General features: G+C 66.5%; 24 protein-coding genes. 17 read left to right on the top strand and 7 right to left on the bottom strand.

What is annotated here, in order from left to right; genetic code table 11:
* Window positions 1–46: 46 nt before the first annotated feature.
* From IWX75_RS05400 to IWX75_RS05380, 5 genes are all read left to right on the top strand, one after another.
* Window positions 47–646: a GDSL-type esterase/lipase family protein gene (locus tag IWX75_RS05400; RefSeq protein ID WP_196821200.1), complete on the top strand. Its 600-nt coding sequence runs from the start codon at window positions 47–49 to the stop codon at window positions 644–646.
* Window positions 647–857: 211 nt separating this feature from the next.
* Complete coding sequence (locus IWX75_RS05395; protein WP_196821199.1) at window positions 858–2,639, top strand: ABC transporter family substrate-binding protein; 1,782 nt, start codon at window positions 858–860, stop codon at window positions 2,637–2,639.
* Window positions 2,640–2,742: 103 nt separating this feature from the next.
* Window positions 2,743–4,275 carry an ABC transporter permease gene (locus IWX75_RS05390; RefSeq protein WP_196821198.1) on the top strand — a complete coding sequence of 511 codons (1,533 nt, stop codon included), beginning with the start codon at window positions 2,743–2,745 and terminating at the stop codon, window positions 4,273–4,275.
* A gap of 9 nt (window positions 4,276–4,284) precedes the next feature.
* Entirely contained in the window at window positions 4,285–5,334 is a 1,050-nt protein-coding gene (locus tag IWX75_RS05385) for an ABC transporter permease (protein WP_196821197.1), read from the top strand.
* Entirely contained in the window at window positions 5,331–7,118 is a 1,788-nt protein-coding gene (locus tag IWX75_RS05380) for an ABC transporter ATP-binding protein (protein ID WP_196821196.1), read from the top strand. The genes IWX75_RS05385 and IWX75_RS05380 overlap by 4 nt, the downstream gene beginning before the upstream one ends.
* Before the next feature lie 114 nt (window positions 7,119–7,232).
* Here the strand turns inward: IWX75_RS05380 and IWX75_RS05375 are convergent, their stop codons facing one another.
* Window positions 7,233–8,198, bottom strand: coding sequence for a zinc-binding dehydrogenase (locus IWX75_RS05375; RefSeq protein WP_196821195.1), 966 nt, complete (start codon window positions 8,196–8,198; stop codon window positions 7,233–7,235).
* Between the two features lie 131 nt (window positions 8,199–8,329).
* Here IWX75_RS05375 and IWX75_RS17860 point away from each other — a divergent pair, with 131 nt between their 5' ends.
* Window positions 8,330–8,404, top strand: coding sequence for a 50S ribosomal protein bL37 (locus tag IWX75_RS17860; RefSeq protein WP_369299106.1), 75 nt, complete (start codon window positions 8,330–8,332; stop codon window positions 8,402–8,404).
* Between the two features lie 90 nt (window positions 8,405–8,494).
* Here the strand turns inward: IWX75_RS17860 and rsrA are convergent, their stop codons facing one another.
* Window positions 8,495–8,755, bottom strand: a complete 261-nt coding sequence (gene rsrA / locus IWX75_RS05370; RefSeq protein WP_196821194.1) for a mycothiol system anti-sigma-R factor — start codon at window positions 8,753–8,755, stop codon at window positions 8,495–8,497.
* Window positions 8,752–9,444, bottom strand: a complete 693-nt coding sequence (locus IWX75_RS05365) for a sigma-70 family RNA polymerase sigma factor (RefSeq protein WP_334684126.1) — start codon at window positions 9,442–9,444, stop codon at window positions 8,752–8,754. Before IWX75_RS05365 ends, rsrA begins: the two co-directional genes overlap by 4 nt.
* 376 nt (window positions 9,445–9,820) lie before the next feature.
* Here IWX75_RS05365 and IWX75_RS05360 point away from each other — a divergent pair, with 376 nt between their 5' ends.
* The 10 genes from IWX75_RS05360 (at window position 9,821) to IWX75_RS05315 (ending at window position 18,449) form a co-directional block, all read left to right on the top strand.
* Window positions 9,821–10,369 carry a DoxX family protein gene (locus tag IWX75_RS05360; protein ID WP_196821193.1) on the top strand — a complete coding sequence of 183 codons (549 nt, stop codon included), beginning with the start codon at window positions 9,821–9,823 and terminating at the stop codon, window positions 10,367–10,369.
* 5 nt (window positions 10,370–10,374) lie between these two features.
* Window positions 10,375–11,796 (top strand): 3-phosphoshikimate 1-carboxyvinyltransferase, encoded by a 1,422-nt coding sequence (gene aroA, locus IWX75_RS05355; RefSeq protein ID WP_196821192.1) that lies wholly within the window; start codon window positions 10,375–10,377, stop codon window positions 11,794–11,796.
* A complete protein-coding gene (gene rsgA, locus IWX75_RS05350) occupies window positions 11,789–12,922 on the top strand; it encodes a ribosome small subunit-dependent GTPase A (protein ID WP_196821191.1) in 1,134 nt (377 codons plus the stop codon). The genes aroA and rsgA overlap by 8 nt, the downstream gene beginning before the upstream one ends.
* A gap of 156 nt (window positions 12,923–13,078) precedes the next feature.
* Window positions 13,079–13,282 (top strand): cold-shock protein, encoded by a 204-nt coding sequence (locus IWX75_RS05345; protein ID WP_026532371.1) that lies wholly within the window; start codon window positions 13,079–13,081, stop codon window positions 13,280–13,282.
* 107 nt (window positions 13,283–13,389) lie between these two features.
* A complete protein-coding gene (hisN, locus tag IWX75_RS05340) occupies window positions 13,390–14,199 on the top strand; it encodes a histidinol-phosphatase (protein WP_196821190.1) in 810 nt (269 codons plus the stop codon).
* A gap of 24 nt (window positions 14,200–14,223) precedes the next feature.
* On the top strand, window positions 14,224–15,003 hold the full coding sequence (locus IWX75_RS05335; protein WP_196821189.1) for a class I SAM-dependent methyltransferase: 780 nt from the start codon (window positions 14,224–14,226) through the stop codon (window positions 15,001–15,003).
* Between the two features lie 40 nt (window positions 15,004–15,043).
* Window positions 15,044–15,967 carry a metal ABC transporter substrate-binding protein gene (locus IWX75_RS05330; RefSeq protein WP_196821188.1) on the top strand — a complete coding sequence of 308 codons (924 nt, stop codon included), beginning with the start codon at window positions 15,044–15,046 and terminating at the stop codon, window positions 15,965–15,967.
* Window positions 15,964–16,725, top strand: coding sequence for a metal ABC transporter ATP-binding protein (locus tag IWX75_RS05325; protein ID WP_196821187.1), 762 nt, complete (start codon window positions 15,964–15,966; stop codon window positions 16,723–16,725). Before IWX75_RS05330 ends, IWX75_RS05325 begins: the two co-directional genes overlap by 4 nt.
* A 1-nt stretch (window position 16,726) precedes the next feature.
* Window positions 16,727–17,650 carry a metal ABC transporter permease gene (locus IWX75_RS05320; RefSeq protein ID WP_196821186.1) on the top strand — a complete coding sequence of 308 codons (924 nt, stop codon included), beginning with the start codon at window positions 16,727–16,729 and terminating at the stop codon, window positions 17,648–17,650.
* 1 nt (window position 17,651) lies between these two features.
* The gene (locus tag IWX75_RS05315; protein WP_334684125.1) at window positions 17,652–18,449 is read left to right on the top strand and encodes a metal-dependent transcriptional regulator; all 798 of its coding nucleotides are present in this window, start codon (window positions 17,652–17,654) and stop codon (window positions 18,447–18,449) included.
* Here IWX75_RS05315 and crcB read toward each other — a convergent pair.
* Complete coding sequence (crcB, locus tag IWX75_RS05310; protein ID WP_196821385.1) at window positions 18,377–18,748, bottom strand: fluoride efflux transporter CrcB; 372 nt, start codon at window positions 18,746–18,748, stop codon at window positions 18,377–18,379. The two genes, IWX75_RS05315 and crcB, sit on opposite strands and share 73 nt — an antisense overlap.
* A gap of 2 nt (window positions 18,749–18,750) precedes the next feature.
* On the bottom strand, window positions 18,751–19,260 hold the full coding sequence (locus tag IWX75_RS05305) for a fluoride efflux transporter FluC (RefSeq protein ID WP_196821184.1): 510 nt from the start codon (window positions 19,258–19,260) through the stop codon (window positions 18,751–18,753).
* 138 nt (window positions 19,261–19,398) lie between these two features.
* Between IWX75_RS05305 and IWX75_RS05300 the strand changes: the two genes are divergently transcribed.
* Window positions 19,399–20,499: a carboxylate-amine ligase gene (locus tag IWX75_RS05300; protein ID WP_196821183.1), complete on the top strand. Its 1,101-nt coding sequence runs from the start codon at window positions 19,399–19,401 to the stop codon at window positions 20,497–20,499.
* A 39-nt stretch (window positions 20,500–20,538) separates the two neighbouring features.
* Here the strand turns inward: IWX75_RS05300 and IWX75_RS05295 are convergent, their stop codons facing one another.
* On the bottom strand, window positions 20,539–22,239 hold the full coding sequence (locus IWX75_RS05295) for an alpha-glucosidase (protein WP_196821182.1): 1,701 nt from the start codon (window positions 22,237–22,239) through the stop codon (window positions 20,539–20,541).
* 28 nt (window positions 22,240–22,267) lie between these two features.
* Window positions 22,268–24,406: an alpha-galactosidase gene (locus tag IWX75_RS05290; protein WP_196821181.1), complete on the bottom strand. Its 2,139-nt coding sequence runs from the start codon at window positions 24,404–24,406 to the stop codon at window positions 22,268–22,270.
* Window positions 24,407–24,438: the final 32 nt, after the last annotated feature.

Below are 24,438 nucleotides of genomic sequence, written 5' to 3'. Positions count from 1 at the left end.
TTCATCACTCATGCACCATTCCAACGATCAGTAAACCGAGGGACCAGTGGAACAACGCAGAATCCGGCTAGCAGCAGTGGGCGACGAACTCCTGGCGGGCCTGGGCGACCCGCGCGCGCTCGGCTGGTTCGGACGCGTCATGGCACGGACCGCGCCGGAGAACGTGCTGGTCGAGTCCTATACCCTTGCAGCTCCGCAGGAGGGGACGGAGTCCCTCGCCAACCGCTGGCTCCAGGAGGTGGGACGCCGCTTCGACGACGGCTTCGAGAACCGTCTCGTCATCGGTCTCTCCGACCGCGATCTGGACCTGGAGCTGTCGACGGCCCGCAGCCGGCTGAACCTCGCGAACATCCTCGACGGCGCCGCCCACATGAGCGTCAAGGCCCTCGTCGTCGGCCCTCCCCCCGGCCTCGATCCCGAGCGCAACCGCCGCCTCGCAGACCTCTCGACCGCCTTCGCCGACGTAACCACCCGGCGCAAGCACGTGTACGTGGATACCTTCACGCCGCTCCTTGCCCACGAGCAGTGGCGCAACGACCTCGCCTCCAATGGCGGCGGTCCCGGCCAGGCAGGCTACGGACTCATGGCGTGGCTGGTGCTGCACCGCGGGTGGTACCAGTGGCTGGAGATCCCCGCCTCCGAATAGGAGGAACGGCTCGGACCACTCCGGCCCCTTCGTTACCGAACGGTGACAATATTACCGACTGGTAACGAATGGGTTATATCTCGTTCACTGGGTGTCCGAAGGCAACGATCTCTGGTTATGCTGTGGGAAGTGTGATTGCCGTCACGGTCGCAATCCGCTCCAGCGGGACTGATCACCGGCTCCTGCGCCCCTAGCACAGTAAGGAAATCGAATGCGTAATAAGCGCACAATGTCGCTCGCGGCTCTCTCCATCGGAGCGCTCATGCTGAGCGCCTGTGGGTCCGCGGGCGGAACCGCGGAGACCCCCACCGAGGGCGGCACCGAGGAAAGCCTTGCGTCCACCATCAACGTGGCCATCAGCCAGACACCTGACGCCTACAACGGCGACACCGCCAACGCCAACAGCGTCTACAACACCTACGTCGACAACCTGGTACACAGCGGATTCGTAGCTTTCAACGCTGAGGGAAACCTCGAGCGTGACGAGGATTTCGGGACCTACGAGAAGACCAGCGATGATCCGCTGACCGTCAAATACACCATCAGCGACGATGCTGTGTGGTCCGACGGCACCGCGATCGACTACGACGACTTCCTGCTGCAGTGGGCCGCGGCGTCGGGCAAGCACCCGAGCGGCGAGAAGGACCCGGACAGTGGTGACGACGTCGACATCTTCCAGGCCGCATCCAACAACGGCTGGGGACAGACCGAAATGCCGGAGGGCGAACCCGGCGGCAAGGAAATCGAACTCGTCTACACCGAGCCCTACGCGGACTGGGAAGCGCTCGTCGACAACTTCATGCCGGCACACGTGGCGGCAGAACAGGCCGGGCTGTCGGCCGAGGGCGACGGCGCGGAACTGATCGAATTGATCCAGGGCGGCGACATCGCGGCACTCACGCCCGTTGCGGACTTCTGGAACACCGGCTGGAACTACGAGGCGGATCTCCCGAGCCTGCCCGACGCGGCGCTCATCCCCTCCTCCGGCCCCTACAAGCTGGACAACGCCACCAACGGCACACTCACCATGGTGAAGAACGAGAACTACTGGGGCGAGGCGAAGGCCGGGCAGACCGAGACCATCGTCTACAAGACCATCGTGGACGAGGAAGTCGTCCAGGCCCTGCAGAACGGCGACGTCGACGTCATCGATCCCTCCAGCCCCACGGTCGACACCAAGGCGGCCCTCGAGGCGATCGGTGAATCAGTGACCGTCGAGACCGGTGAGTCCCTCACCTTCTCCCACGTCGATCTGGACCAGCGTCCCGGTGCGGTCTTCGAGGACCTCAAGGTCCGCCAGGCCTTCGCCAAGTGCATTCCGCGTGCCGACATGGTCGACAAGTTCGTGACGCCGATCGAGCCCAACGGCTCGGTCCTCAACCTGCACGAGTACCAGCCCGCGCAGGAGGACTACCAGACCGTCCTCGACGGCGCACCGGCAGCCCAGAGTGATGGCGTCGCCGACATCGAGGGCGCCAAGGCGCTCCTCGCCGAAGCCGGCAAGACCGAGCCCGTCCAGGTTTCCATGATGCACGCCTCCACGAGCCAGCTTCGCGCTGACCAGGTTGCGCTCGTCAAGGCCTCCTGCGACCAGGCAGGTTTCGAGATCACAGCCCAGCCCGATGCTGAATGGAGCGCCAAGCTCTCCCAGCCCGGCGCATGGGACGCGGTAGTCTTCGGCTGGGCCGGATCCGGCCTCGTCGCTTCCGGTGAGTCGATCTACGTCTCGGACGGAGCGCAGAACTTCGGTGGTTACGCCGATGAGGAAGTCGACCGCATCTGGAGCGAGATCGTCACCAACACGGATCCTGAGCAGGTTGTCCCGCTCAAGACCGAACTCGAGCAGCGGCTCGCCGAGACGCAGTACAACGTCGTGTTGTACGCGAACCCCGGCATCGCCGCCTACAACTCGAACGTTGAAGGCGTGGTCCTCAACCCGACCCAGACGGGCCTGACCTGGAATGCCTACGAGTGGACGAAGAGCAACGGCTGACCCGCTCATCCTGAGAGCCGGGTAGCGGACGGGCAGACCCTCTGGTCTGCCCGTCCGTATGCCCGGGCCAGTTCGACCCGTCTTGTCTTCCTAGGAGCCCGAAGTGTTCTACTTCATCGCCAAACGATCGATTATCTCGTTCTTCATCATGATGGCAGCGACCACGCTGATGTACTTCCTCACCATTTCCTCAGGCGACCCCTTCGAGGACCTCGGCGAGACGAGCGGACCGCAGAAGGCCGCGACGATCGCAGCACGCACCGCGGCGATGAACCTCGACCAACCTCCCCTGATGCGATACTTCCTGTGGTTGCAGGAGGTCGGTTACTGCCTCGTACCCGGCGGGGTTTCGTGCACGCTCGGCCTGGACCGCTCCGGCAACTCCGTGCTGCCGCAGCTGGAGAATGCGATCGGGTCAACGCTCCGCCTGGTGGTCGTCGCCACGGTCATCGCGCTGGTGGTCGGCGTGATCGTCGGCATCGTCACGGCGATCCGCCAGTACACCACCTTCGACTACTCGATCACGTTCCTCTCCTTCGTACTCTTCTCGCTTCCACTGTTCTGGCTGTCGACGCTCCTCAAGCAGTACCTGGCGATCGATCTCAACACGTGGCTTGCAAATCCGCAGTTCTCCTACGCAGCGATCATCGCCATCGGGGTGGTTGCGGGCCTCATCTGGGCGCTGGTGGTGGGTGGCGACCGCCGACGGCGTGCAACCGTCTTCGCGATCGCCGCGTTCGCTACCGCCTTCACCCTCTGGCTGCTACTCGTCACCGGCTGGTTCGTCACACCGGGTCTCGGTCCTGTGGGCATGCTCGTCTCGGCAGCCGCTGTCGCGTTCCTGTGGACCGCCCTGCTCGCCGGATTCCGGCGTCGCCAGATTCTCTACGCCGCACTCGCCGCCGCAGCGGTGAGCTACGCGGCATACCTCATCTCGATCCCCCTCCTCACCGATCCGACCTGGCTCACCGTGCTGTTGCTGATCGTCGGAACAGTGCTGGCGGCCTACGGAGTCGGTGGTCTGGTCGGCAGGCAGTACCGCCAGCAGGCAGCGAAGATCTCAGCGGTGATTGCCGTCAACATCGCCCTGCTGATCTTCCTGGACCGGCTGCTGCAGGCCTACCCGACACTGTCGTCGAAGGCGGGCGGCCGTCCGATCCCGACCACCGGGTCCCAATCCGCGAACCTCACGGGCACCTTCTGGGAAGTCAACCTCGACTACGCGCTGCATCTGGTCCTCCCGACGATCGCGCTGACCCTGATCTCCTTCGCCACGTACACCCGTTACACCCGCGCCAGCCAGCTCGATGTGATGAACCAGGACTACATCCGCACCGCGCGGGCCAAGGGCCTGAGCGAGCGGACGGTTCTTGTCAAGCACGCGTTCCGGAACGCGATGATTCCCATCACCACGCTGATGGCCTTCGACTTCGCCGGAGTGCTGGGCGGCGCGGTGATCACCGAGCAGGTCTTCGGGTGGAACGGCATGGGCAAGATGTTCATCGACGGGATCAACAACGTGGATCCCGCACCCGTCATGGCGTTCTTCCTGGTGGTGGGCACGGCGGCGGTACTGTTCAACATGCTCGCCGACATCGCCTACGCCTTCCTCGATCCCCGCATCACGCTGAGCTAGGAAAGAATCATGAGTAAACATGCAGACCGGTCAGGCGATTCGCGGGCACAGGTCGAACTGTCCGAGACGACTCTCCTGACCCAGGACACCGACATCTCGACCGGCGCCCGCACCCGGGCGCAGACGGACCGCATCCAGACCAGCAGGATCCAGACCACCGAAGCGAAAAGCCAGGGAAAGCTCGTCCGCGAGCGTTTCTTCCGGCACAAGGGTGCCCTTGCGGGCATGGCGCTGCTGATGCTGATCGTCCTGCTTTCCTTCAGCTCCATCGGTTTCGCCGGGATTCCCGGCTGGTGGAACAAGGACTACGACGTGCTTGCCCCGCGCTTCAACGAGGGCAGGCCGACATTCACCCTGTGGCCGTTCAGCCTCGGGGAACATCCGTTTGGGCAGGACGTCCTTGGACGGGACTATTTCGCCCTGACCATGCGCGGCATTCAGACCTCCCTGATCATCGCGTTCATCGTGGGCCTGGTGGCCATGGTCATCGGCACCACGGTCGGCGCGGTCGCGGGCTACTTCCGGGGCTGGACCGAGGCGTTCCTGATGCGGATCACCGACGTCGTCATCACCATTCCCACCGTCGTCATCGCGGCCGTGGTGGCCGGAATCGTCGCCAAGCAGGGCATCGTCCCGTTCGCGATCTTCCTCGGACTCGTCACCTGGACGGGCCTCGCCCGACTGGTGCGTGGCGAGTTCCTTTCCCTCCGCGAGAAGGAGTTCGTGGAATCCGCCAAATCGGTGGGTGCGAGCTCGGCCCGGATCATCTTCCGCCACATCCTGCCGAACACTGTCGGCGTCATCATCGTCTCCACCACACTCGCGATCTCCGGGGCGATCCTGCTCGAGACCGCCCTCAGTTACCTCGGCCTGGGCGTAGTAGCACCCGACACCTCGCTCGGCAAGGCGATCAATGACAACCGCTCGGCACTGACGGTGCGTCCCTGGCTGTTCCTGTGGCCGGGCGCGTTCATCGTCGCCATCGCACTGGCAGTCAACTTCATCGGGGACGGGCTTCGCGACGCCTTCGATCCCAAGCAGACAAGGATCAAGCAATGAGTGCTTCCGAGGCCAGCCTCGTCATCGACGACTCCGCACCCGCAAGGGAGGGCGCCATCCTCTCCGTGTCCGGCCTCTGCGTCGACTTCAGCGTGGACGGTGAATGGGTCATGGCCGCCGAGGACGTGTCCTACGAGATCCACCCGGGCGAGATCCTCGCAATCGTCGGGGAATCGGGATCGGGCAAGAGTATGTCGTCCATGGCCCTGCTCGGCCTCCTCCCCCGGAACGGGCGCTCGAGCGGCAGCGCGAAAATGCTCGGCAAGGAACTGATCGGCGCGCCCCAGGGTGCACTGCGGCGTATCCGCGGCAATGACATCGCGATGATCTTCCAGGAGCCGATGACGGCCCTCAATCCCGTCCTGACGGTCGGGGAGCAGATCCGCGAAGCTGTGGAACAGCACACGGAGGCTTCCCCCGCCCAGGCCAAGCAGCGTGCCATCGAGCTCCTGACGATGGTCGAGATCCCCGAACCGGAGAAGCGGTACGAATCCTATCCCCACCAGTTCTCCGGCGGACAGCGTCAACGTGCCATGATCGCCATCGCCCTGGCCAACGACCCGATGCTGCTGGTGGCCGACGAACCGACCACCGCCCTCGACGTGACGGTCCAGGCCGAGGTGCTCGAGTTGCTGAGACGGCTCAACAAGCGACTCAACAGTGCAATTCTCCTCATCACCCACGACATGGGCGTAGTGGCGGACCTCGCGGACAACGTGGTGGTGATGGAACGCGGCCGTATCGTGGAGACGGCGCCCACCGCGCAGCTGTTCACGAACCCGCGCGAACCGTACACGCGTCAGTTGCTCGATGCCGTTCCGCACCTCGGGTCCAAGGTGGGCGGGGTTCTGTCCGACCTCGAGGTGGTGGACGGGAGCCTCCGAATCCATGAGGAGTACGCGCGCGCAGCGGTCGCGGACCAGCAGACCCACCGGGACGCCGGTACTGTTCCGGCGCTCGAACTGGTGAACGTCGACATCGAATACCCCGGACGGTTCAGGCAGGCGCCCTTCAAAGCAGTCAACGGTGTCTCCTTCACCATCAACCCGGGTGAGGTCCTCGGCCTCGTAGGTGAATCCGGCTCGGGCAAGTCGACTATCGCCCGCGCCGTGACCGGTCTGATCAGGACCAGCGCCGGAAGCGTCACGATTGCCGGCACGGACATCACCACGCTCTCCGCACGGAAACTTCTCCCGCTGCGCAAGAAGTTCGCGATCGTGTTCCAGGACCCCGCTGCGTCGCTGAACCCGCGGCTCTCCATCGGTGAGAGCATCGGCGAGCCGATGTTCCTGCACGAGAAGCTGTCGCGGACAGCCCTGGACAAGCGCGTCGAGGAGCTGCTCGACGACGTCCAGTTGCCCGTCTCCTTCCGGAACCGGTACCCGCACGAACTGTCGGGCGGGCAGCGTCAGCGCGTGGGCATCGCCCGGGCGCTTTCCCTGCGGCCCGACCTGCTCGTGGCGGATGAGCCGACGTCGGCCCTCGACGTCTCGGTCCAGGCCAAGGTGCTCGAACTCCTCCAGGAACTCCAGCGTGAACGGGGCTTCGCCTGCCTGTTCGTCAGCCACGACCTCGCCGTCGTCGAGCTTCTCGCGAGCCACATCGCGGTGCTCAACAAGGGCAGGCTGGTGGAACAGGGAACCACCACGCAGATCCTGAAGTACCCGAAGGATTCCTACACCCGCCGCCTGCTCGCGGCGGCACCGGTCCCGGACCCGGCCGAGCAGGCGCTGCGGCGCGAGCAGCGGAATGCGATCCTGGCAGCTGGTGCCTCGGCGGAATAGGCAGGCAGGACGTCCCGCCCCGTCATCCCCGATCGATGACCTCCACCGGGAACGACAGGTGCACCGGAGGAATCCGGGGCGCCTGTCGTCCTCTCCGGGAGCAGCCGCCGACGTCTAGTGCCGGAAGACGATCTTCCCGAAGACATCGCCGTCGAGCATGCGGGAGAATCCACGGGCGGCGTCGTCGAGGTCGATCACCGAGTCGATGACCGGCCGGACCCCGGTCCCGACGAGGAACCGCGTGAGTCGGACGAGTTCGTCCCGCGTTCCCATGGTGGAGCCGAGGACGCGGAGCTGCAGGAAGAACACGCGGTTGAGATCGGCCGACGGCGCGGGGCCGCTGGTCGCTCCGCAGGTGATGACGGCGCCGCCGGGGACGAGCGCCTTGAGCGAGTGAGCCCACGTGGCCTCCCCCACCGAGTCGAAGACGGCGTCGACCCGTTCGGGAAGCCGGGCACCGGCCTCGAACACGGCCGCCGCCCCGAACTCGAGGGCCCTTTGCCGCTTCTCCTCGCTCCTGCTCGTGGCCCAGACCCGGAAACCGGCGGCGGACGCCAGGGCAATGAGCGCCGTCGCCACTCCCCCTCCGGCTCCCTGCACCAGGATGGTGGACCCCGGCGCAGCCGGTGAGACCGTGAAGAGCATGCGGTAGGCGGTCAGCCACGACGTCGGGAGGCATGCTGCCTCCTCGAAGCTCAGTTCCGCCGGCTTCGGAAGGAGGTTCCGCTCCGGCACCCACACGTAATCAGCCATGGTCCCCGGATAGCGCTCGGACAGCAGGGAGCGCTTCGGGTCGAGAGTTTCGTCGCCGCGCCAGCCCGGCGAGGACACGACACCGTGAACGATCACCTCATTGCCGTCGTCGTCGGTTCCCGCGGCATCGCACCCCAGCACCATGGGCAGCCGGTCCTCGGGGAGGCCCACCCCGCGGAGCGACCACAGGTCGTGGTGGTTGAGCGAGGATGCGGCAACCCGAACCCGGCGGAAACCGTCGGGCACCTCCGGCTCCGCGACATCTCCGATCTTCAGTCCCGCGAGGGGATCGTCCTTCGACATTGCATCGACGTAGGCGGCTCGCATGCGGAAACTCCTTAGCGTTGGGGCTGTCCTTCCATCCTAGGGCCGGCCCCGGGACTGCGGCGGTTTAGGCAGGGGTGCTGCACTGTGGGAGACTGGAGTGCAGTTCTGCAGGCATAGAGAAGGAGGCACCCATGAGCAAGCGAGCACGCAAGCGCCGCGACCGTAAGCGCGGAGGCGCTAACCACGGTAAGCGTCCCAACACCTGATCTGCAGGTGACAGGAAGTACGTACGCATAAAAGCACCTCCGATCCCGCGCGGGACCGGAGGTGCTTTTGGATATGCCTACTCCGAAAGCCTAGTGGTCGACCGCTTTCAGCACGTTGATACGATCAAGGATGCTCGCCTTCAGCGTTGACGGAGCGACCTCCGTGCACGAACGCTTCACGACGGACCGGATGAGGCACTCGAGGTTGTGCTCCTCGGCGCACTCAGGACATCCCTCGAGGTGGTCCTTGATCTCCACGAGGTCCGAGTGCGACAGCGCACCGTCGAGGTACTCATACAGTCGTTCGATCCGAGAATCGGCACAGTCACCCATGCTCTCGCAATCGCTCATTTTCCACTCTCCTGTTCCATGCCGGTGCTGGACTTGCCCGTGCCGGGTGAGGCGACTTTCGCCGTCGTCCCGAGGCCCCGCTCGTGCGCATACTCCGAGAGAAGCTCCCGCAGGAGCTTGCGCCCGCGGTGCAGTCGGGACATGACCGTCCCGATAGGCGTGTTCATGATCTCTGAAATTTCCTTGTAGGCGAATCCCTCGACATCCGAGAAGTACACTGCCAGCCGGAACTCCTCCGGGATGGCCTGCAGCGCACTTTTGACATCGGAATCCGGCAGGTGGTCGAGCGCTTCGGCCTCAGCCGAGCGCAGTCCGAGGGAGGTGTGCTCGGCCGCTTTGGCGAGCTGCCAGTCCTCGATGGTGTCCGAGTGCGACTGCAGCGGTTCGCGCTGCCGCTTCCGGTAGAGGTTGATGTAGGTGTTCGTCAGGATGCGGTACAACCACGCCTTGAGGTTCGTGCCCGGCTTGTACTGATGGAAAGCTGAGAACGCCTTGGCGTAGGCCTCCTGTACCAGGTCCTCGGCATCGCTGGGATTGCGGGCCATGCGCATCGCGGCAGAGTAGAGCTGGTCAACGTACTGCATCGCGTCCCGCTCGAACCGCGCCTTGCGGTCCGCGACGGATTCCGTGGACACGTCCAACTGGTCGTCTTCGGCCTGGCTGCTGCCCGCCGGGGCTGTTGTATTCATCGAGGCAAAGTCTACGCGCCTGCGGCCAGCCGCAGACCGGCGGGCAGAGCCGCCGTCCACCGGAGGACCTGCCACCACCTCGAGCTGAAAACCAGGAGACACGACTGTGTCGGCTGTCATTGACGCCAATGGTTCACCTTCCATTCAGGATTGCTCCTACCCTTTCTCCAACCCGGGCGAGGGTGCACTTATTCCATCCTGGCGTTCCCCGAAGCGCTGCCTATTGGTCCTCCTTACCGTGCAGGTAGCCGCGGACACCGGGAGAAGAGGATCGCCGCACCCGCCGGGAGCATGTAAAACTAGACTCAGCGTGCCCTGTATGTTCCCAGACAATCTCGAAAACCGGCGGTGAACCGTCGGCAACCAGGAGGCAATTGTGACCCTTGTCCGCGTTATAGCCCGACCACTGATCGCCAGCAGCTTCGTTTTCTCGGGCGTTGAGCGTTTGCGGAACACCAGCGCCACCGCAACGCAGTTGGCACCAGTCCTGAAGAAGGTCACCAAGGCGGTACCGTCCGCGGCCTCGATCACGGGCAACGAGAAACTCGTGGCCCAGATCCTCGGGGCCACCCAGGTCGGCGCCGGTATCCTGCTCGGCATCGGCAGGTTCTCCCGGCTCGCCGCTACCCTGCTCACGGTGACGGCGGCAGTGAACGCGCTGGCCGACTTCAATGCCGCCGACTCGTCGACACCCGAGGCCCGCAAGGCCAGGCGCAGCCAGTTGCTCAAGAACCTCTCGCTCATCGGAGCCGTTCTCCTCGCCGCGGTCGACACCAACGGCCGCCCCGGCCTCGTCTGGCGGGCGGAGCACTTCGCCACCGGCGCCAAGAAGAACGCCGTCGGCATCAGCAAGGACGCGCGCAAGCAGTTGAAGAAGGCCGACTCCGCAGTCCGCAAGACCGCCGCCGACGTCGTGGGCTCATAAGCGGCATGACCAACTCATCGGGCGGCGCCACTGGATCGGCATCGAAGACAGCAGGTACCACCCGAGACCTTTGGCCGGCGCCGCATGCAGTGGCGCCGGTCAATGCACGACTGGAGGTGCCGGGCTCCAAGTCGCTGACCAACCGCTACCTCATCCTTGCGGCACTGGCCGACGGCCCGAGCGTGCTCCGCAGTCCCCTGCATTCCAGGGACTCCGCCCTCATGGGAACGGCCCTCCGGTCACTGGGCGCGACCGTCACCGAGCTTCCCGGTACGGACGGGTACGGGCCGGATCTGCGCATCGAACCGCTCCCTGAGACGTCCTCTCAACCGGCGCCGACTCCGCCGTCGCCGGCTCGGCACGTCGACTGCGGGCTCGCCGGCACAGTGATGCGTTTCGTTCCCCCACTGGCCGCCCTCCTCGCAGGCCCCACCTCCTTCGATGGCGACCCGCACGCCCGTCGGCGGCCCATGGGCGCCATCATCGGGGCGCTGAGGGGCCTCGGCATCCGCGTCGACGACGACGGTGGCGGTTCCCTCCCCTTCACCGTGCAGGGCACAGGGGAGGTGGCGGGCGGGCACCTGGTCATTGACGCTGCCGCCTCCTCCCAGTTCGTGTCGGCCCTGCTCCTGGTCGGGGCCCGCTTCACGCATGGACTTCACCTTGAACACGTCGGCAAACCCGTTCCCAGTCTCGACCACGTCGCCATGACCGTGCAGGTGCTCCGGTCCGTGGGCGTCGCAGTGGACGACTCGGTTCCCAATCACTGGTTCGTACCGCCGGGACCGATCGCCGCATTCGATGTCCGGGTGGAACCCGACCTCTCGAATGCAGGGCCGTTCCTCGCCGCAGCACTCGTGACCCGGGGAACGGTCAGCATCGCCAATTGGCCCTCCCGAACAACGCAGGTCGGGGACCAGTGGCGGGACATCCTCGCCCGGATGGGCGCCACGGTGGAACTTGTCGACGGAACCCTGACCGTCACCGGCGGCCCCGCGATCCGCGGCGGGCATTTCGCCGACACCAGCGAACTGGCCCCCACCGTCGCCGCCTTGTGCGCCCTCGCCGACTCACCCTCCACGCTGACCGGGATCGCCCATCTGCGGGGCCATGAAACCGATCGGCTTGCTGCGCTCGTCACGGAGATCAATGCCCTCGGCGGCGATGCCCAGGAAACCGCGGACGGGCTCATCATCACACCTGCTGCCCTCCACGGCGGAGCCTTCGCCACGTACGACGACCATCGCATGGCGACGGCGGGCGCGATTCTCGGCCTCGCGGTGGACGGCGTCGACGTCGAGAATATCGGCACCACCGCCAAGACGATGCCGGAATTTCCCGACCTGTGGCTCAGGCTGGCGGCGACCGGCACCGCCGGTACTGCTGATGCTCCCGGGATGACGGCTGGAGCCACCCGACGTGTCTGAAGCAGGGAACCGCCGCGGATCCCGGGCCTGGGACGAATCGGACGTGCGGATCCGCCCGAACAAGAAGGGGACGCGTCCCCGCACCAAGAACCGGCCGGCCTACGACGACGCCGTGACCGGCCGCATCGTCACCGTCGACCGCGGGCGGTACACAGCCGTCGTCGACGAGGACACCGCCGACGAGCGACTCATCGTGGCCGCACGGGCGCGCGAACTGCGGCGCAGCGCCGTGGTCGCGGGTGATCTCGTGGCCCTGGTCGGCGATCTGTCCGGCGGGCCCGACTCCCTGGCGCGGCTCGTCCGCGTCGAGGAACGCCGCACCGTGCTGCGGCGCAGCGCCGACGATTCGGATCCGATCGAACGCGTGGTCGTAGCCAACGCGGATCAGCTCGTGATCGTCGTCGCGGCGGCCAATCCGGAGCCGCGCACGGGTTTCATCGACCGCGCGCTCGTGGCCGCCTACGACGCCGGCATCACGCCGTTGCTCTGCATCACCAAGGCGGACATCCGGGATCCCGCGGAGCTGCTCGCGAACTACGAGCACCTCGACCTCCGCGTGATCATCAGCGGAACGGCAACGGACCACGCAGGGATCCACGCCACGTCCGACGACGGTGCATCGGCCCGGCTGTCGCACGCCGCCGTCGACGCGCTCCGGACCGAACTCGACGGCGAGGTCAGCGTGCTCCTCGGGCATTCCGGAGTGGGCAAGTCCACGATGGTCAACGCGCTGACCGGCTCCACCCGTGCCACGGGAGGGGTCAACGCGGTGACCGGACGCGGGCGGCACACGTCGTCGTCCGCCATCGCCCTGAAGGCCGCGGAATCCGCACCCGGGACCTGGATCATCGATACCCCGGGAATCCGTTCCTTCGGCCTGGCCCATGTGCAGGCCGACCGCATTCTCTCGGCTTTTCCGGACCTCGAACCGGGCACTGAGCGGTGTGAACGCGGCTGCAGGCATGACGACCAGGCCGTGGACTGCGGCCTCGACGGCTGGGTTGCGGAAGGATCCGCGGGAGAATCCGGGCCGGTGCGCCTTGCCTCCCTGAGGCGCCTGCTCAGCGCCGGCATGTCCGACGCGCGGGCCCAGGCGATGAACCCGAAGGAACTGGGCACCCAATAGATTCTGCTAGGCTGGTACCTAGTTGTTGTGTTGCGCATTTATTTCAAGCCTTGATCCTCCACCTGGAGTTCGAAAGCTTTTTTGATAAGCGAAGACGAACACCGCGACGAGCGCCCCGAAGTACGGGAGCTGCTCTCACAAGGTAAGGAAGACAAAATGGCTACAGGTACAGTCAAATGGTTCAACGCTGAAAAGGGCTTTGGTTTCATCGCTCCCGAAGACGGCGGCGCCGACGTGTTCGCACACTTCTCCGCTATCAACTCGAACGGTTTCCGTTCACTCGAAGAGAACCAGAAGGTCAACTTCGAGACCACCCAGGGTCCCAAGGGTCCCCAGGCCGAGAACATCACCGTTCTCTAAGGTTCAAAACCTTCGACCGCGAAAGCGGTCCACCAAGGGTCACCAACACGGCATTCGCCGTTGGTGGCCCTTGGTTGTTTAAGCCCGGCAGACGATAGGTTGAAGGAATGACTTTTGTCCAGAGCTACAACGACGATCTTCGCCTCGCCCACATCATGGCTGACTCCGTGGACGACCAGACCATGTCGCGCTTCAAGGCCCTGGATCTGAGAATCGAGACCAAACCCGACCTCACCCCGGTCACCGACGCCGACAAGTCCGCCGAGGAGGCCATCCGGGGACAGCTCTCCCGCGCGCGTCCCCGTGACGCCGTACTGGGCGAGGAGTTCGGCAGCACCGGCGGAGGATCCCGCCGCTGGATCATCGACCCCATCGACGGCACCAAGAACTTCGTTCGCGGCGTGCCGGTCTGGGCCACCCTCATCGCCCTCGTGGACGAGGGGCGCCCCGTGGTCGGGCTCGTCAGCGCACCTGCCCTCGGCAAGCGCTGGTGGGCGGCAACGGGAACCGGAGCCTTCACCGGAAAGTCCCTGGCTGCCGCAACTCGCCTGCGGGTCTCCAACGTGTCGAAGCTGCAGGACGCCTCGTTGTCCTACTCGAGCCTTTCGGGATGGCGGGCCCGGGGGTCGCTCGCGGAGTTCGTCAACCTGACGGACCAGGTGTGGCGGACGCGCGCCTACGGTGACTTCTGGTCCTACTGCCTGGTGGCCGAAGGCGCCGTGGACATTGCGTGCGAGCCCGAACTGAACCTGCACGACATGGCGGCGCTGGTCCCCATCGTCACCGAGGCCGGAGGGCGCTTCACCTCGCTCGAAGGCGTCGACGGACCCTTCGGAGGCAACGCCCTCGCGACCAACGGCACCCTGCACAGCGAGGTACTGCGCACCCTGAACCCGGACGTCGACGACCTCTTCTAGCCGAGCGGCCGGAGAGTGCCACTGATGCCTGCCACACCGTCGACGCCCCGCAGCGGACCGCGGATCAGCACCGAACGCCGGAGCGACCTCGCCCGGGGCTACCGTACCGGCAGTAGCCGCTACGATCGGGTGCGGCCGGGGTATCCGGAGGCGAGCGCCGATTGGCTGCTGCCACCCGGTGCCCGGACCGCAGCCGACATCGGAGCCGGGACCGGACTGTTCACCCGGCTCCTGATCCAGCGCGAACTCGAGGTCACGGCGATCGATCCCTCGGAGGACATGCTCGCGGTACTCCGGGAACGGCTTCCGGCGGTCCGCATCCTGGCGGGTACGGCCGAGGAGACCGGTCTCGTCCCAGGCTCGGTCGACGTCGTGGCCATCGCGCAGGCGTGGCACTGGTGTGATCCCGAGAAAGCGGCGGTGGAAGCCGCCCGCGTCCTCGTTCCGGGGGGCACCCTGGCTGTGTTGTGGAACCAGCTGGACGTGAGCATCCCCTGGGTTCACCGGTTGTCGAGGATCATGCATGCCGGCGACGTCTACTCGCCGGGCTACCGGCCGGACTTCGGCCCCCATTTCGCCGAGCCGGAGAGCAAACAGGTGAAATGGAGCCAGGCCCTCTCCACATCCGATGTCATCGACCTCGCCCGTTCACGGGCCTACTACCAGCGGGCGGACGCTGCGACCCGCTCGAAAGTGGAGCGCAATCTCTCCTGGTATCTTCACGATTACCTTGCCTTTCCTGCAGGCGCCGGGTTGGCCCTGCCCTATTTCACCTCGGCGTGGCGCGCGAGGTCCGAGACGTGAACCTGATGCAATTCGGTGCACCTAAGGTGTAAGTTTAGGTATGCCGAAATATTCCGGGGTGCCACTCCCGATGGTGGTCCTTGCACTTGCACTGCTGCTCTCCGCCTGTGCTCCCCGTTCGGAGGCGGTACCCGCCGCCGCTGGGAGCCGGGATGACCGCCCGGTAGTCCTCACCACTTTCACGGTGCTCGCCGACCTGGCCGACGAAGTGGGCGGCGGGCACGTCCGGGTGGAGTCCATCACCAAGGTGGGCGCGGAAATCCACGGCTACGAGCCGACGCCGTCGGACCTCGTCGCAGCCCAGGACGCCGACCTGATCCTCGACAACGGGCTGGGCCTCGAGCGCTGGTTCGAGCGCTTCCTTCTCTCGGTCGATGCTCCCCATGTGGTCCTCTCCGACGGCGTGGATCCGATCGACATCCGCTCAGGAGACTACGAGGGCCTGGCGAACCCCCACGCCTGGATGTCGCCGTTGGCCGCCCAGACCTACGTCGACAACATCGTATCCGCGCTATCGGAGCTCGAACCCACCCACGCGACCGACTTCCACACCAATGGAGCGGGCATCAAGGCCGAGCTCGATGCCCTCCTGACCGAACTCCGCGCCAGCGTCGCTGCGGACCCGGCCGCCGCACTCGTGACCTGCGAGGGTGCGTTCTCCTACCTGGCCCGCGACGCCGGGCTCAAGGAGGAGTTCATCTGGCCGGTCAACTCGGACACCGAGGGCACCCCGCGCCAGATCCGCGAGGTCATCCGATTCGTGGAGGACAACGACGTCCCGGCAGTGTTCTGCGAATCCACGGTCGACCCGGGCGCCCAGCAGCAGGTGTCGCTCGCGACGGGAGCGCGTCTGGCAGGTCCCCTGTACGTCGATTCGCTATCAGGACCGGATGGCCCCGTCCCCACCTTCCTCGACCTGCTGCGCTACGACATCCGCACTATCTCCGAGGGGTTGAACCGGTGAACCAGCATGCACCCGTACAGGGGCCCGCACGGGATTCCGCGCTGCGGGTCTCTGGCCTGACCGTCGCCTACAACGAGGTACTGGCCCTCGACGCCGTGAACCTGACGCTGGACGCCGGGCTCATCTGCGGCCTCATCGGCGTCAACGGATCCGGCAAGTCGACACTCTTCAAGACACTTCTGGGGCTTCTCGAACCACAGGCCGGCACGGTGGAGCTCTTCGGCATGACGCACCGGCAGGCACGACGCAGCGGCCTTGTGACCTACATGCCCCAGGCCGAGGACGTCGACTGGAACTTCCCGGTGTCGGTGAACGACGTCGTCGGAATGGGCCGGTACGGGCATCTGGGATCCACGCGGCGTCTTCGTCCGGCGGACCACTCCGCGGTGGGCGCAGCCCTCGAAAGGGTGGGTCTCGAGCACCTCCGCAAACGGCAAATCGGGGAACTCTCGGGTGGCCAGCGCAAACGCGTCTTCGTGGCCCGGAGCATCGCCCAGGAGGCGCAGCTCCTGCTGCTCGACGAACCCTTCGCGGGCGTGGACCGGTCGAGTGAGGCAACCATGACCGTCCTCCTCCGGGAACTCCGCGATGAGGGCCGCTCCGTACTGGTCTCCACGCACAACCTCGCGGGCATCCCGGAGTTCTGCGACACGGCCGTACTGCTCCATCAGCGCGTCCTGGCGCACGGCACACCCGAGGAAGTACTGACCTCCGGCAATCTCGCCATGGCCTTCGGCACTCCTGGAACGGACAACTGACATGGACATCCTCCCCTGGCTGACCGAGCCGCTGCAGTACGGCTTCCTGACCCGGGCCCTGCTGGTCACCCTTGCTGCCGCCGTGGTCTCCGCAGTGCTGTCCTGCTGGCTGATCCTCATGGGCTGGTCCCTGATGGGTGACGCCGTTTCCCACGCAGTGCTCCCTGGAGTTGCCCTGGCCTACATCGTGGGCATTCCGTTCTCCATCGGGGCGTTCCTGTTCGGAGCAGGTGCCGTGGCCCTGATCGGTGCCGTACGGTCCACCACCAAACTCAAGCCCGATACCGTGATCGGCGTGGTGTTCACCGCCCTCTTTGCGGCGGGCCTGGCGATCGTCTCGAGCACTCCCTCGCAGATCGACCTGATGCATATCCTCTTCGGCAATGTCCTGGGCGTCACGGACGGCGAGCTGTGGCAGGTGCTCATCCTCGGAGCGGTGACCCTCGCCGTCGTGCTGTTCAAACGGCGGGACCTCACGCTGCTGGCGTTCGACCGCACCCACGCCCACGTGATCGGGCTCAACACGCGGTTCCTCTCGGCACTGCTGCTCGGGCTGCTGGCCCTCAGCGTGGTCGTGGGACTCCAGGCCGTGGGCATCATCCTGGTGGTCGCCATGCTGATCACCCCCGGCGCCACGGCCTTCCTCCTCACCCGGAGCTTCGACCGGATGCTGGTGCTCGCCGTCGTTCTCACTGCGGGAGCCGCCGTCGCCGGCATCTATGCGAGCTACTACCTCGACATCTCCACCGGTGCCGCCGTGGTCCTGTCGCAGTCGCTGGTCTTCACCGCGGTCTACCTTTTCTCCCGGCCGAACGGGCTAGTGTGGCAGCGACGCCGGCAGCAGCAGCGGCGCGCCCATCGTCGCCGCGCAACGGCAGCACCGCCGTCAACCGCGACGGCAACCGCAGCACCGGGGAAGGGCTGACGTGGCCGGCAGGAAGGGGACGGTGCTCCGCATCGACTCCTCGAGCGTGCAGGATTACGTCAAGGCCATCTACGGGTTCACGGAGTGGCAGGAGACCCCCATCACGGCGTCGCAGCTTGCCGTGCGCATGTCCGTCGCCAATTCCTCGGTGACGGGGATGGTGGCTAAACTCGTCGAGCTGGGGCTCGCACGTCATGAGAAGTACGGGCCCATCAGCCTCACCCCCGCCGGCCTGGCGCTCGCACTGGCGATGGTGCGCCGTCATCGGCTGATCGAAACCTTCCTGGTGGACCAGCTCGGGTACAGCTGGGACGAGGTCCACGACGAAGCGGAGCTGCTGGAGCACTCGGTGTCCGACACCTTCGTCGAACGGCTGGACCGAAAGCTCGGCCACCCCGCGCGTGATCCCCACGGTGATCCGATCCCGACACCGGACGGCGTCGTGCCGCGGCCCGACGCCGTGCCCCTGGCTCGTCTCGACGACGGACACCGCGCGCGCGTGGCACGGATCAGTGATGACAATCCGGCGCTGCTCAAGTTCCTCACCGACCACGGTGTGGGTCTTGACACTCCCCTGCTGGTTTCCGGGCGCGCGCCGTTCGGCGGGCTGCTGGCCGTCGCTGTGGGCGAGAATCCTCGCGCGCCTCTGCTGCAGCTGGGAGAGGAACTCGTGGCCGCACTCTGGGTGAAGAGCCTCGGCACGCACGAGGGCTGCACGCTGGCGGCCTACAGCGCGAGAGCCACCGCGAGTCCGACGGCGGCCGCGGCCAACGACGCCCCCGCCGTTCCCAGCGCGTAGCCGGAGGCGGCGAGGTAGCGCCCGGCACCGATCAGCCGCACGGTGTCCACACTTGCCGTGCTGAAGGTGGTGAAGCCCCCGAGGAAACCGGTGCCGACCACCACCCCTGCGGCAGGTGCGAGCCCTCCGGAAAGCACCAGCCCGGCGACAACTCCAAGCGCGAGGGAGCCCGTGACGTTGATCAGCAGGATCCCCAGGGGGAAGGATCCTCCGACCCGCGCCCGCACCGCGTCGTCGACCGTGAAGCGCGCCACCGCACCGACTCCCCCGGCCAGCGCGGCCAGCAGGACGACGAGCATACTCACGGTGCCTGCCGCGGGTGGGGTGGAGCGGTGCCGGTCTGAGTGGTGCCGGCCTCCGGCCGGTCGCCACGCCAGCGGGACGCCGTGACCACTCCCACCGCTGCGCAGGCGATGCCGCCGAGCACACTCAGCGACACGTAGGCCGCTGCCGCGCCGATCCGCCCGGCGTCGAGCATGCTCACCGCGTCGAAGGCGAACGCACTGTAGGTGGTGAAAGCGCCAAGGAAGCCGGTGCCCGCTCCCAGCCTCAGCAGCTGGGCCCGGCCGGCGTTCCGGGGGAATGCCAGCCATTCCAACAGGACGCCGAGGAGGAAGGATCCTCCGAGGTTGACGAGCAGCGTCGGCACTGGCCAGCCACCCGCCTCCGGCACGCCGACGGAAATGCCATACCGGGCAAGCGTACCGAGGACGCCCCCTGCCAGCACGAGCGCCACCAGAAGCGGCTTGGAGTGCTGCGTTACCGGTGCGCCTGGAGGGTGCCCCGGATCGCCCGGGCCGTACTGGGTCATGGTGGCACTATAACCGAAGGACGCAGCGGGACCGCGGACGCAGTACCGGCCGGAACCTGCAGCCGCGACACAGTGCCGGCCCCATGCTGTTGGCTCCCTACACTGGGAAGGACCCTACCCGCCGAACTGGAGGCCCGCGTGACGACCCTCGGCATCGAAGAGGAATACCTGCTCCTGGATCCAAGCTCCGCGCTCCCCGTGCATTGCGCCGCTGACGTGCAGCAACTGCTGGTGAACGCGCCCGGGCTGAATGACGACGACATCCAGCGCGAGCTGTTGAGCTGCCAGATCGAGACAGCCACTCCGGTGTGCGACACGCTCACCCAGGCCGAGGAATCCCTCCTGAATTTCCGCCGGCAGCTGGCGGCAGCCGCCGGCCAGTGCGGAGCACTCGCCGCGCCCACCGCCACCGCACCGCGGATCGGCCAGCACTACCCCGAACTGACGGACAAGCAGCGCTACCGCGACCTTCGGGCCAGCGCCCCGGGCATTGTGGGTGACCAGTTCGTCAACGGCCTGCACGTGCACGTAGGAATCCCGGATCGGGAGACCGGCGTCCAGGCCCTCAACCGGATTCGGCCCTGGCTGCCGATCATCACCGCGCTCAGCACCAATTCGCCCTACTGGCTGGACCGCGACAGCGGTTTCGGAAGCTGGCGTGTCATCCACTACCGGCGCTGGGCGGTGCAGGGCATCCCGCCCCTGTTCGCCGACGCCGCCGACTACGAGCGGCGCATCGAACAGCTCGAGGAGACAGGAGCCATCATCGACCGCGGCGTGCTGACGTGGGTCGCCCGACTGTCGGATGCCTATCCCACCCTCGAAGTGCGCACGGGTGATGCCCAGCTCGAAGCCCAGGATTCGGTGCTGCTCGCCGCCCTCATCCGGGGACTCGTCACGACGGCGGTCTCCGCGGCCCGCGCCGGCGCCCGCCTCCCCGACCCGGATCCCGAACTGCTCGACGCCGCCCTCTGGCAGTCAGCGCGCGACGGCATGACCGCCCACGCCGTCGACCCTGAGACGGCGGCCCGCATGCCGGCCCGCCAGCGCCTCAGCGAACTGGTCGAATTCATCGGCCCGGCTCTCGACGCCGAGGGTGACACCGACTGGGTGGAAGCGGCGCTTCTCCACCTGGAGTCTCGGGGAACCGGGGCCGAGCGCCAACGCAAGGCGATGCACGACGCCGGGATGCCGGGCCTGCTGGCGCTCTACCGGGAAAGTTTGATCCACGAGGACTGAGCCCGCTGCCGCCCCAGGCTGTCGGACGGCAGCTGCGTGTCAGTTCGACTCGAGAATGCGCACTTCCCACGGCCGCAGCCGATCCGGCGATCCGGCGTCGTAGTTTCCCAGCACCAGCCCGGGCGATCCCCCGGTTTCCTGCAGGTCCGGCAGCACCAATTCGTTGCCTGAGACGTTGCCCAGAACCCGGATCACCTGTGCGCCGAGTGTCCGCGTGAAGGCGTACAGGGTCGGATGGTCCTCCTGCTGCATCTCGAAGCGCCCGAGGCGGACCACCTCGTTGTCGTGGCGGAGCGCGATGAGCTGCTGGTAGAACCGGTAGACGGACTTCTCCGAAGCGCGGTCGGCGTCGGCGTTGACCGTGGTGTAGTTGGGGTTCACGGCGAGCCAGGGTGTTCCGGAGGTGAACCCAGCGTGCGGCGCGTCGGACCACTGCACCGGGGTTCGGGCGTTGTCCCTGCTCATGATGCGCAGGGCGGCGAGGGCGGCGGATTCGGTCACACCCAGTTCGGTGGTGGCTTCGCGGAACCAGTTCACCGACTCAAGGTCCTGGAAGTCATCCACCGAGGTGAAGGGCACGTTGGTCATGCCCAGTTCCTCACCCTGGTAGATGTACGGCGTCCCACGGTGCAGGTGCAGCAGCGCCGCCCACAGGGTGGCCGATTCGTAGCGGAAGCCGGCGTCGTCACCGAATCGTGAGACGAGTCGTGGCTGGTCGTGGTTGTTGAGGTAGAGGCTGTTCCAGCCGGTCTCGGCCAGGCCCTTCTGCCAGCGGTTCCAGGACGTCTTGAGGTCCAGCAGGTCCAGGCCGCGGTAGTCCCACTTCCCGCCGGGGCCCTGATCGAGGCTCACGTGTTCGAACTGGAACACCATGTCCACTTCACGGCGCGCGGGGTCGGTGAACAGTTTCGCGTCCTCGATCGTCACCCCGGGCATCTCGCCGACCGTGATCAGGTCGGCGTCCCGCCCGTCGAAAACGGCGAGCGCCATCTCGGAGAGGAACTCGTGGATGCGTGGTCCGGACAGAAAGTGCGGGCTCCCGTCGCCCCACAGCTGGCCGGCCGGCACCGTGCCGTCGGGCAGTGCCGGATTCTTCGAGAGGAAGTTGACGACGTCCATGCGGAAGCCGTCGACGCCGCGGTCGAGCCACCAGTTCATCATCGAATAGACTGCTCCGCGGACCTCCCGATTCTCCCAGTTGAGGTCCGGCTGTTCCGGTGCGAACAAGTGCAGGTAGTACTGGCCGCTGGTCGGATCGAGGGTCCACGCGGGGCCGCTGAAGGCGGATCCCCAGTTGGCCGGCTCGGCACCGCGCTCCCCCGGGGCGAACCCTTCGCGGGCATCGCGCCACCAGTACCAGTCGCGTTTGGGGTTCTCCCGCGACGAGGCGGACTCGATGAACCACGGGTGTCTGTTGGACGTGTGGTTGACCACGAGGTCCATGACCAGCTTCATGCCGCGCTCATGGACGCCGGCCAGGAGGGTGTCGAATTCCTCGAGCGTCCCGAAGACAGGGTCGATCTCCTGGTAGTTGCTGATGTCGTAGCCGTTGTCGTGCTGCGGCGATTCGTAGATGGGTGAGAGCCAGAGAACGTCGACACCGAGTTCGGCGAGGTAGTCGAGCTTGCCGAGAACGCCGCCGAGGTCGCCCATGCCGTCGCCGTTCGAGTCGGCGAAGCTGCGCGGGTAGACCTGATAGACGACGGCGCTGGTCCACCAGGCCGGTTGGTCGATGCTCATACTGATGATCCTCTCGGAGAAAGACTCGCTAGACGGCGTGCAGTTCGATCAGCAGGGAATGTTCGGGAAGGAGAACCGGTGCCTGGATCCCGGCCGCCTCGAGCAATCGGCCCGTCATGCAGAGGGGTTTCCCTTCGAGGGCGGCTTGCAGCCAGCCCAGCGGTGACTGGCCGTTGCCCTGCTGCCCGGGGTAGGTCCGGGCCGGCACTATGCGATACAGCTTCTCCGGATCGAGCCCGGGAAACCGGAGCATACCGGGCGGGTAGCTCGCACTGGACGCGGTCAGGGAGTACCCGAACAGGGCCGATGAGCGGTCGCCGGAGACGACACCACGGAGGTCCATGGCAGGATCGGGCAGATCCGCATGGACCATGCGTCCCTGGTGGATCCGACCCCGCCAGGCCTTGTGCAGCGCGACCCACTCGCCGAGCTGGGACAGTTCCTCCGGAGCGAGTCCCGAGATGTCCCATTCGATCCCGTAGTGGCCGAAGATCGCGGTGGACGCGCGGAATTCGAGCCCGTGCACGCGTCCCGTCGAGTGCGAGACCGGGCCGCCGATGTGCATGCCCAGAAGCTCGGGCGGCACGAGGAGTCCCGTGTATTTCTGGTTGACGAGCCGCTCGACCGGGTCGATGCAGTCGCTGGTCCAGATGCGGTCGGTCCGGGCGAGGATCCCCATGTCCACCCGCGCTCCTCCCGACGCGCAGCTCTCGATCTCGAGCCCGGGATGCCTGCGCCTCAGTTCGTCGAGCAGCCGGTACAGCGCCGTGACGTTGCGGCGTGTCGCCGGCGCGCCGGTGCGGGCATCGGCGGCCTCGAGGAGATCGCGGTTGTGGTCCCACTTGATGTAGGCGATGTCGTACTCGGTGAGTATTGCGTCGAGGCGTCCGAGGATGTAGTCATAGGCGTCCGGAATGGCGAAGTTGAGCACCTGCTGCTGGCGTCCGGGCACGGGTAGCCGACCTTCGGGTTGCAGGATCCAGTCCGGATGCTCGCGGGCCAGGTCCGAATCCGGGTTCACCATCTCCGGCTCGAACCACAGGCCGAACTCCATACCGAGGGAACGGACGTGGTCGATGATGGGGGCCAGTCCGTCCGGCCACACCGTCTCGTCCACGTACCAGTCGCCGAGCCCGGCGGTGTCGTCGCGGCGCCCGCGGAACCAGCCGTCGTCGAGCACGAACCTCTCGACGCCGAGCGACGCCGCGGTGTCGGCGAGTGCCTTCAGCCGTTCCAGATCGAGGTCGAAATAGACTGCTTCCCAGGTGTTGAGGGTGACCGGCCGGGCGCGGCGGGGATGTGCCGCGCGGAGCCGGAACTCGTCATGGAAGCGTGCCGCGAGTTCATTGAGCCCGTTCCCCCAGGAGCCGTAGACGGGCGGCGCCTCGTAGGTTTCCCCGGGTTGAAGCGTCCCCTCACCGGGGAGGAGGAGCTCCCCTGCGGCGAGGAATGAGACCCCCGTCGGGGTTTTCTCCGCAGAAAAACGGTGATTTCCACTCCAGGCTGCGTGTACCGCGTGAACGGTCCCGCTCTCGAAGCCGAAGGAAGGCTCTCCCGCGGCGAGTAACACCGTCGAGTCGGCTCCGGGGCGTCCGCGCCGGCTCTCGCGGGAATAGCTTCCCGCCGTCAGGAAGTGCCGCTGCGGGGAGCGTTCGCGCAGGTGCCGTCCGGTGGTGTCGAGAATCTCGAGGGCCGACGCCGGCAGGGGGAAGACGGGCTGCAGGGACCGCACCTCATAGGGCGTCCGCCCGACGTTCGTCAACGCGAGCCGCTGGACCAGAAGTCCCGCCGCCGTCAGCTCGAGATTGGCCGAGAACCGCAGCCCGGCAACCGCATCCTCGGCATTCACCGTGACGGCATGCGTCGTGATGTCGAGAGTGCTCGTGGCAAGTGCCGGGAATGCGCCGGTTCCCCGGCGGTCTCCTGTGAGGCCCGGCATACCCTGCCATCCGAAGGCCTCGAGCGGCAGCAACGTCAGGCGGCCCGGGACGTCGATGCCGCCGGACACCCTCTGGGGCCGGGCAGCGACGGCAAGAGAACGAAGAGCCTCCCGAGGTTGCTCACCCAGGGCCCGTCCCCAGTACACGATGGCAGGAACTCCCGGCGTCGTGGTGTCGAGGACGACGCTCGTGCCACCTCGGGAGAGGTGCACCGTTTCTTCGGTCATCCGTTATTTTTATCGCGGAAATAAGCGCCCAG

The organism is Arthrobacter sp. CAN_A6 (assembly GCF_015751715.1).
Classification (GTDB): Bacteria; Actinomycetota; Actinomycetes; order Actinomycetales; family Micrococcaceae; genus Arthrobacter_D.
The sequence above is the reverse complement of the archived record's forward strand: the minus strand, read 5'-3'. Positions and strand labels throughout refer to the sequence as shown.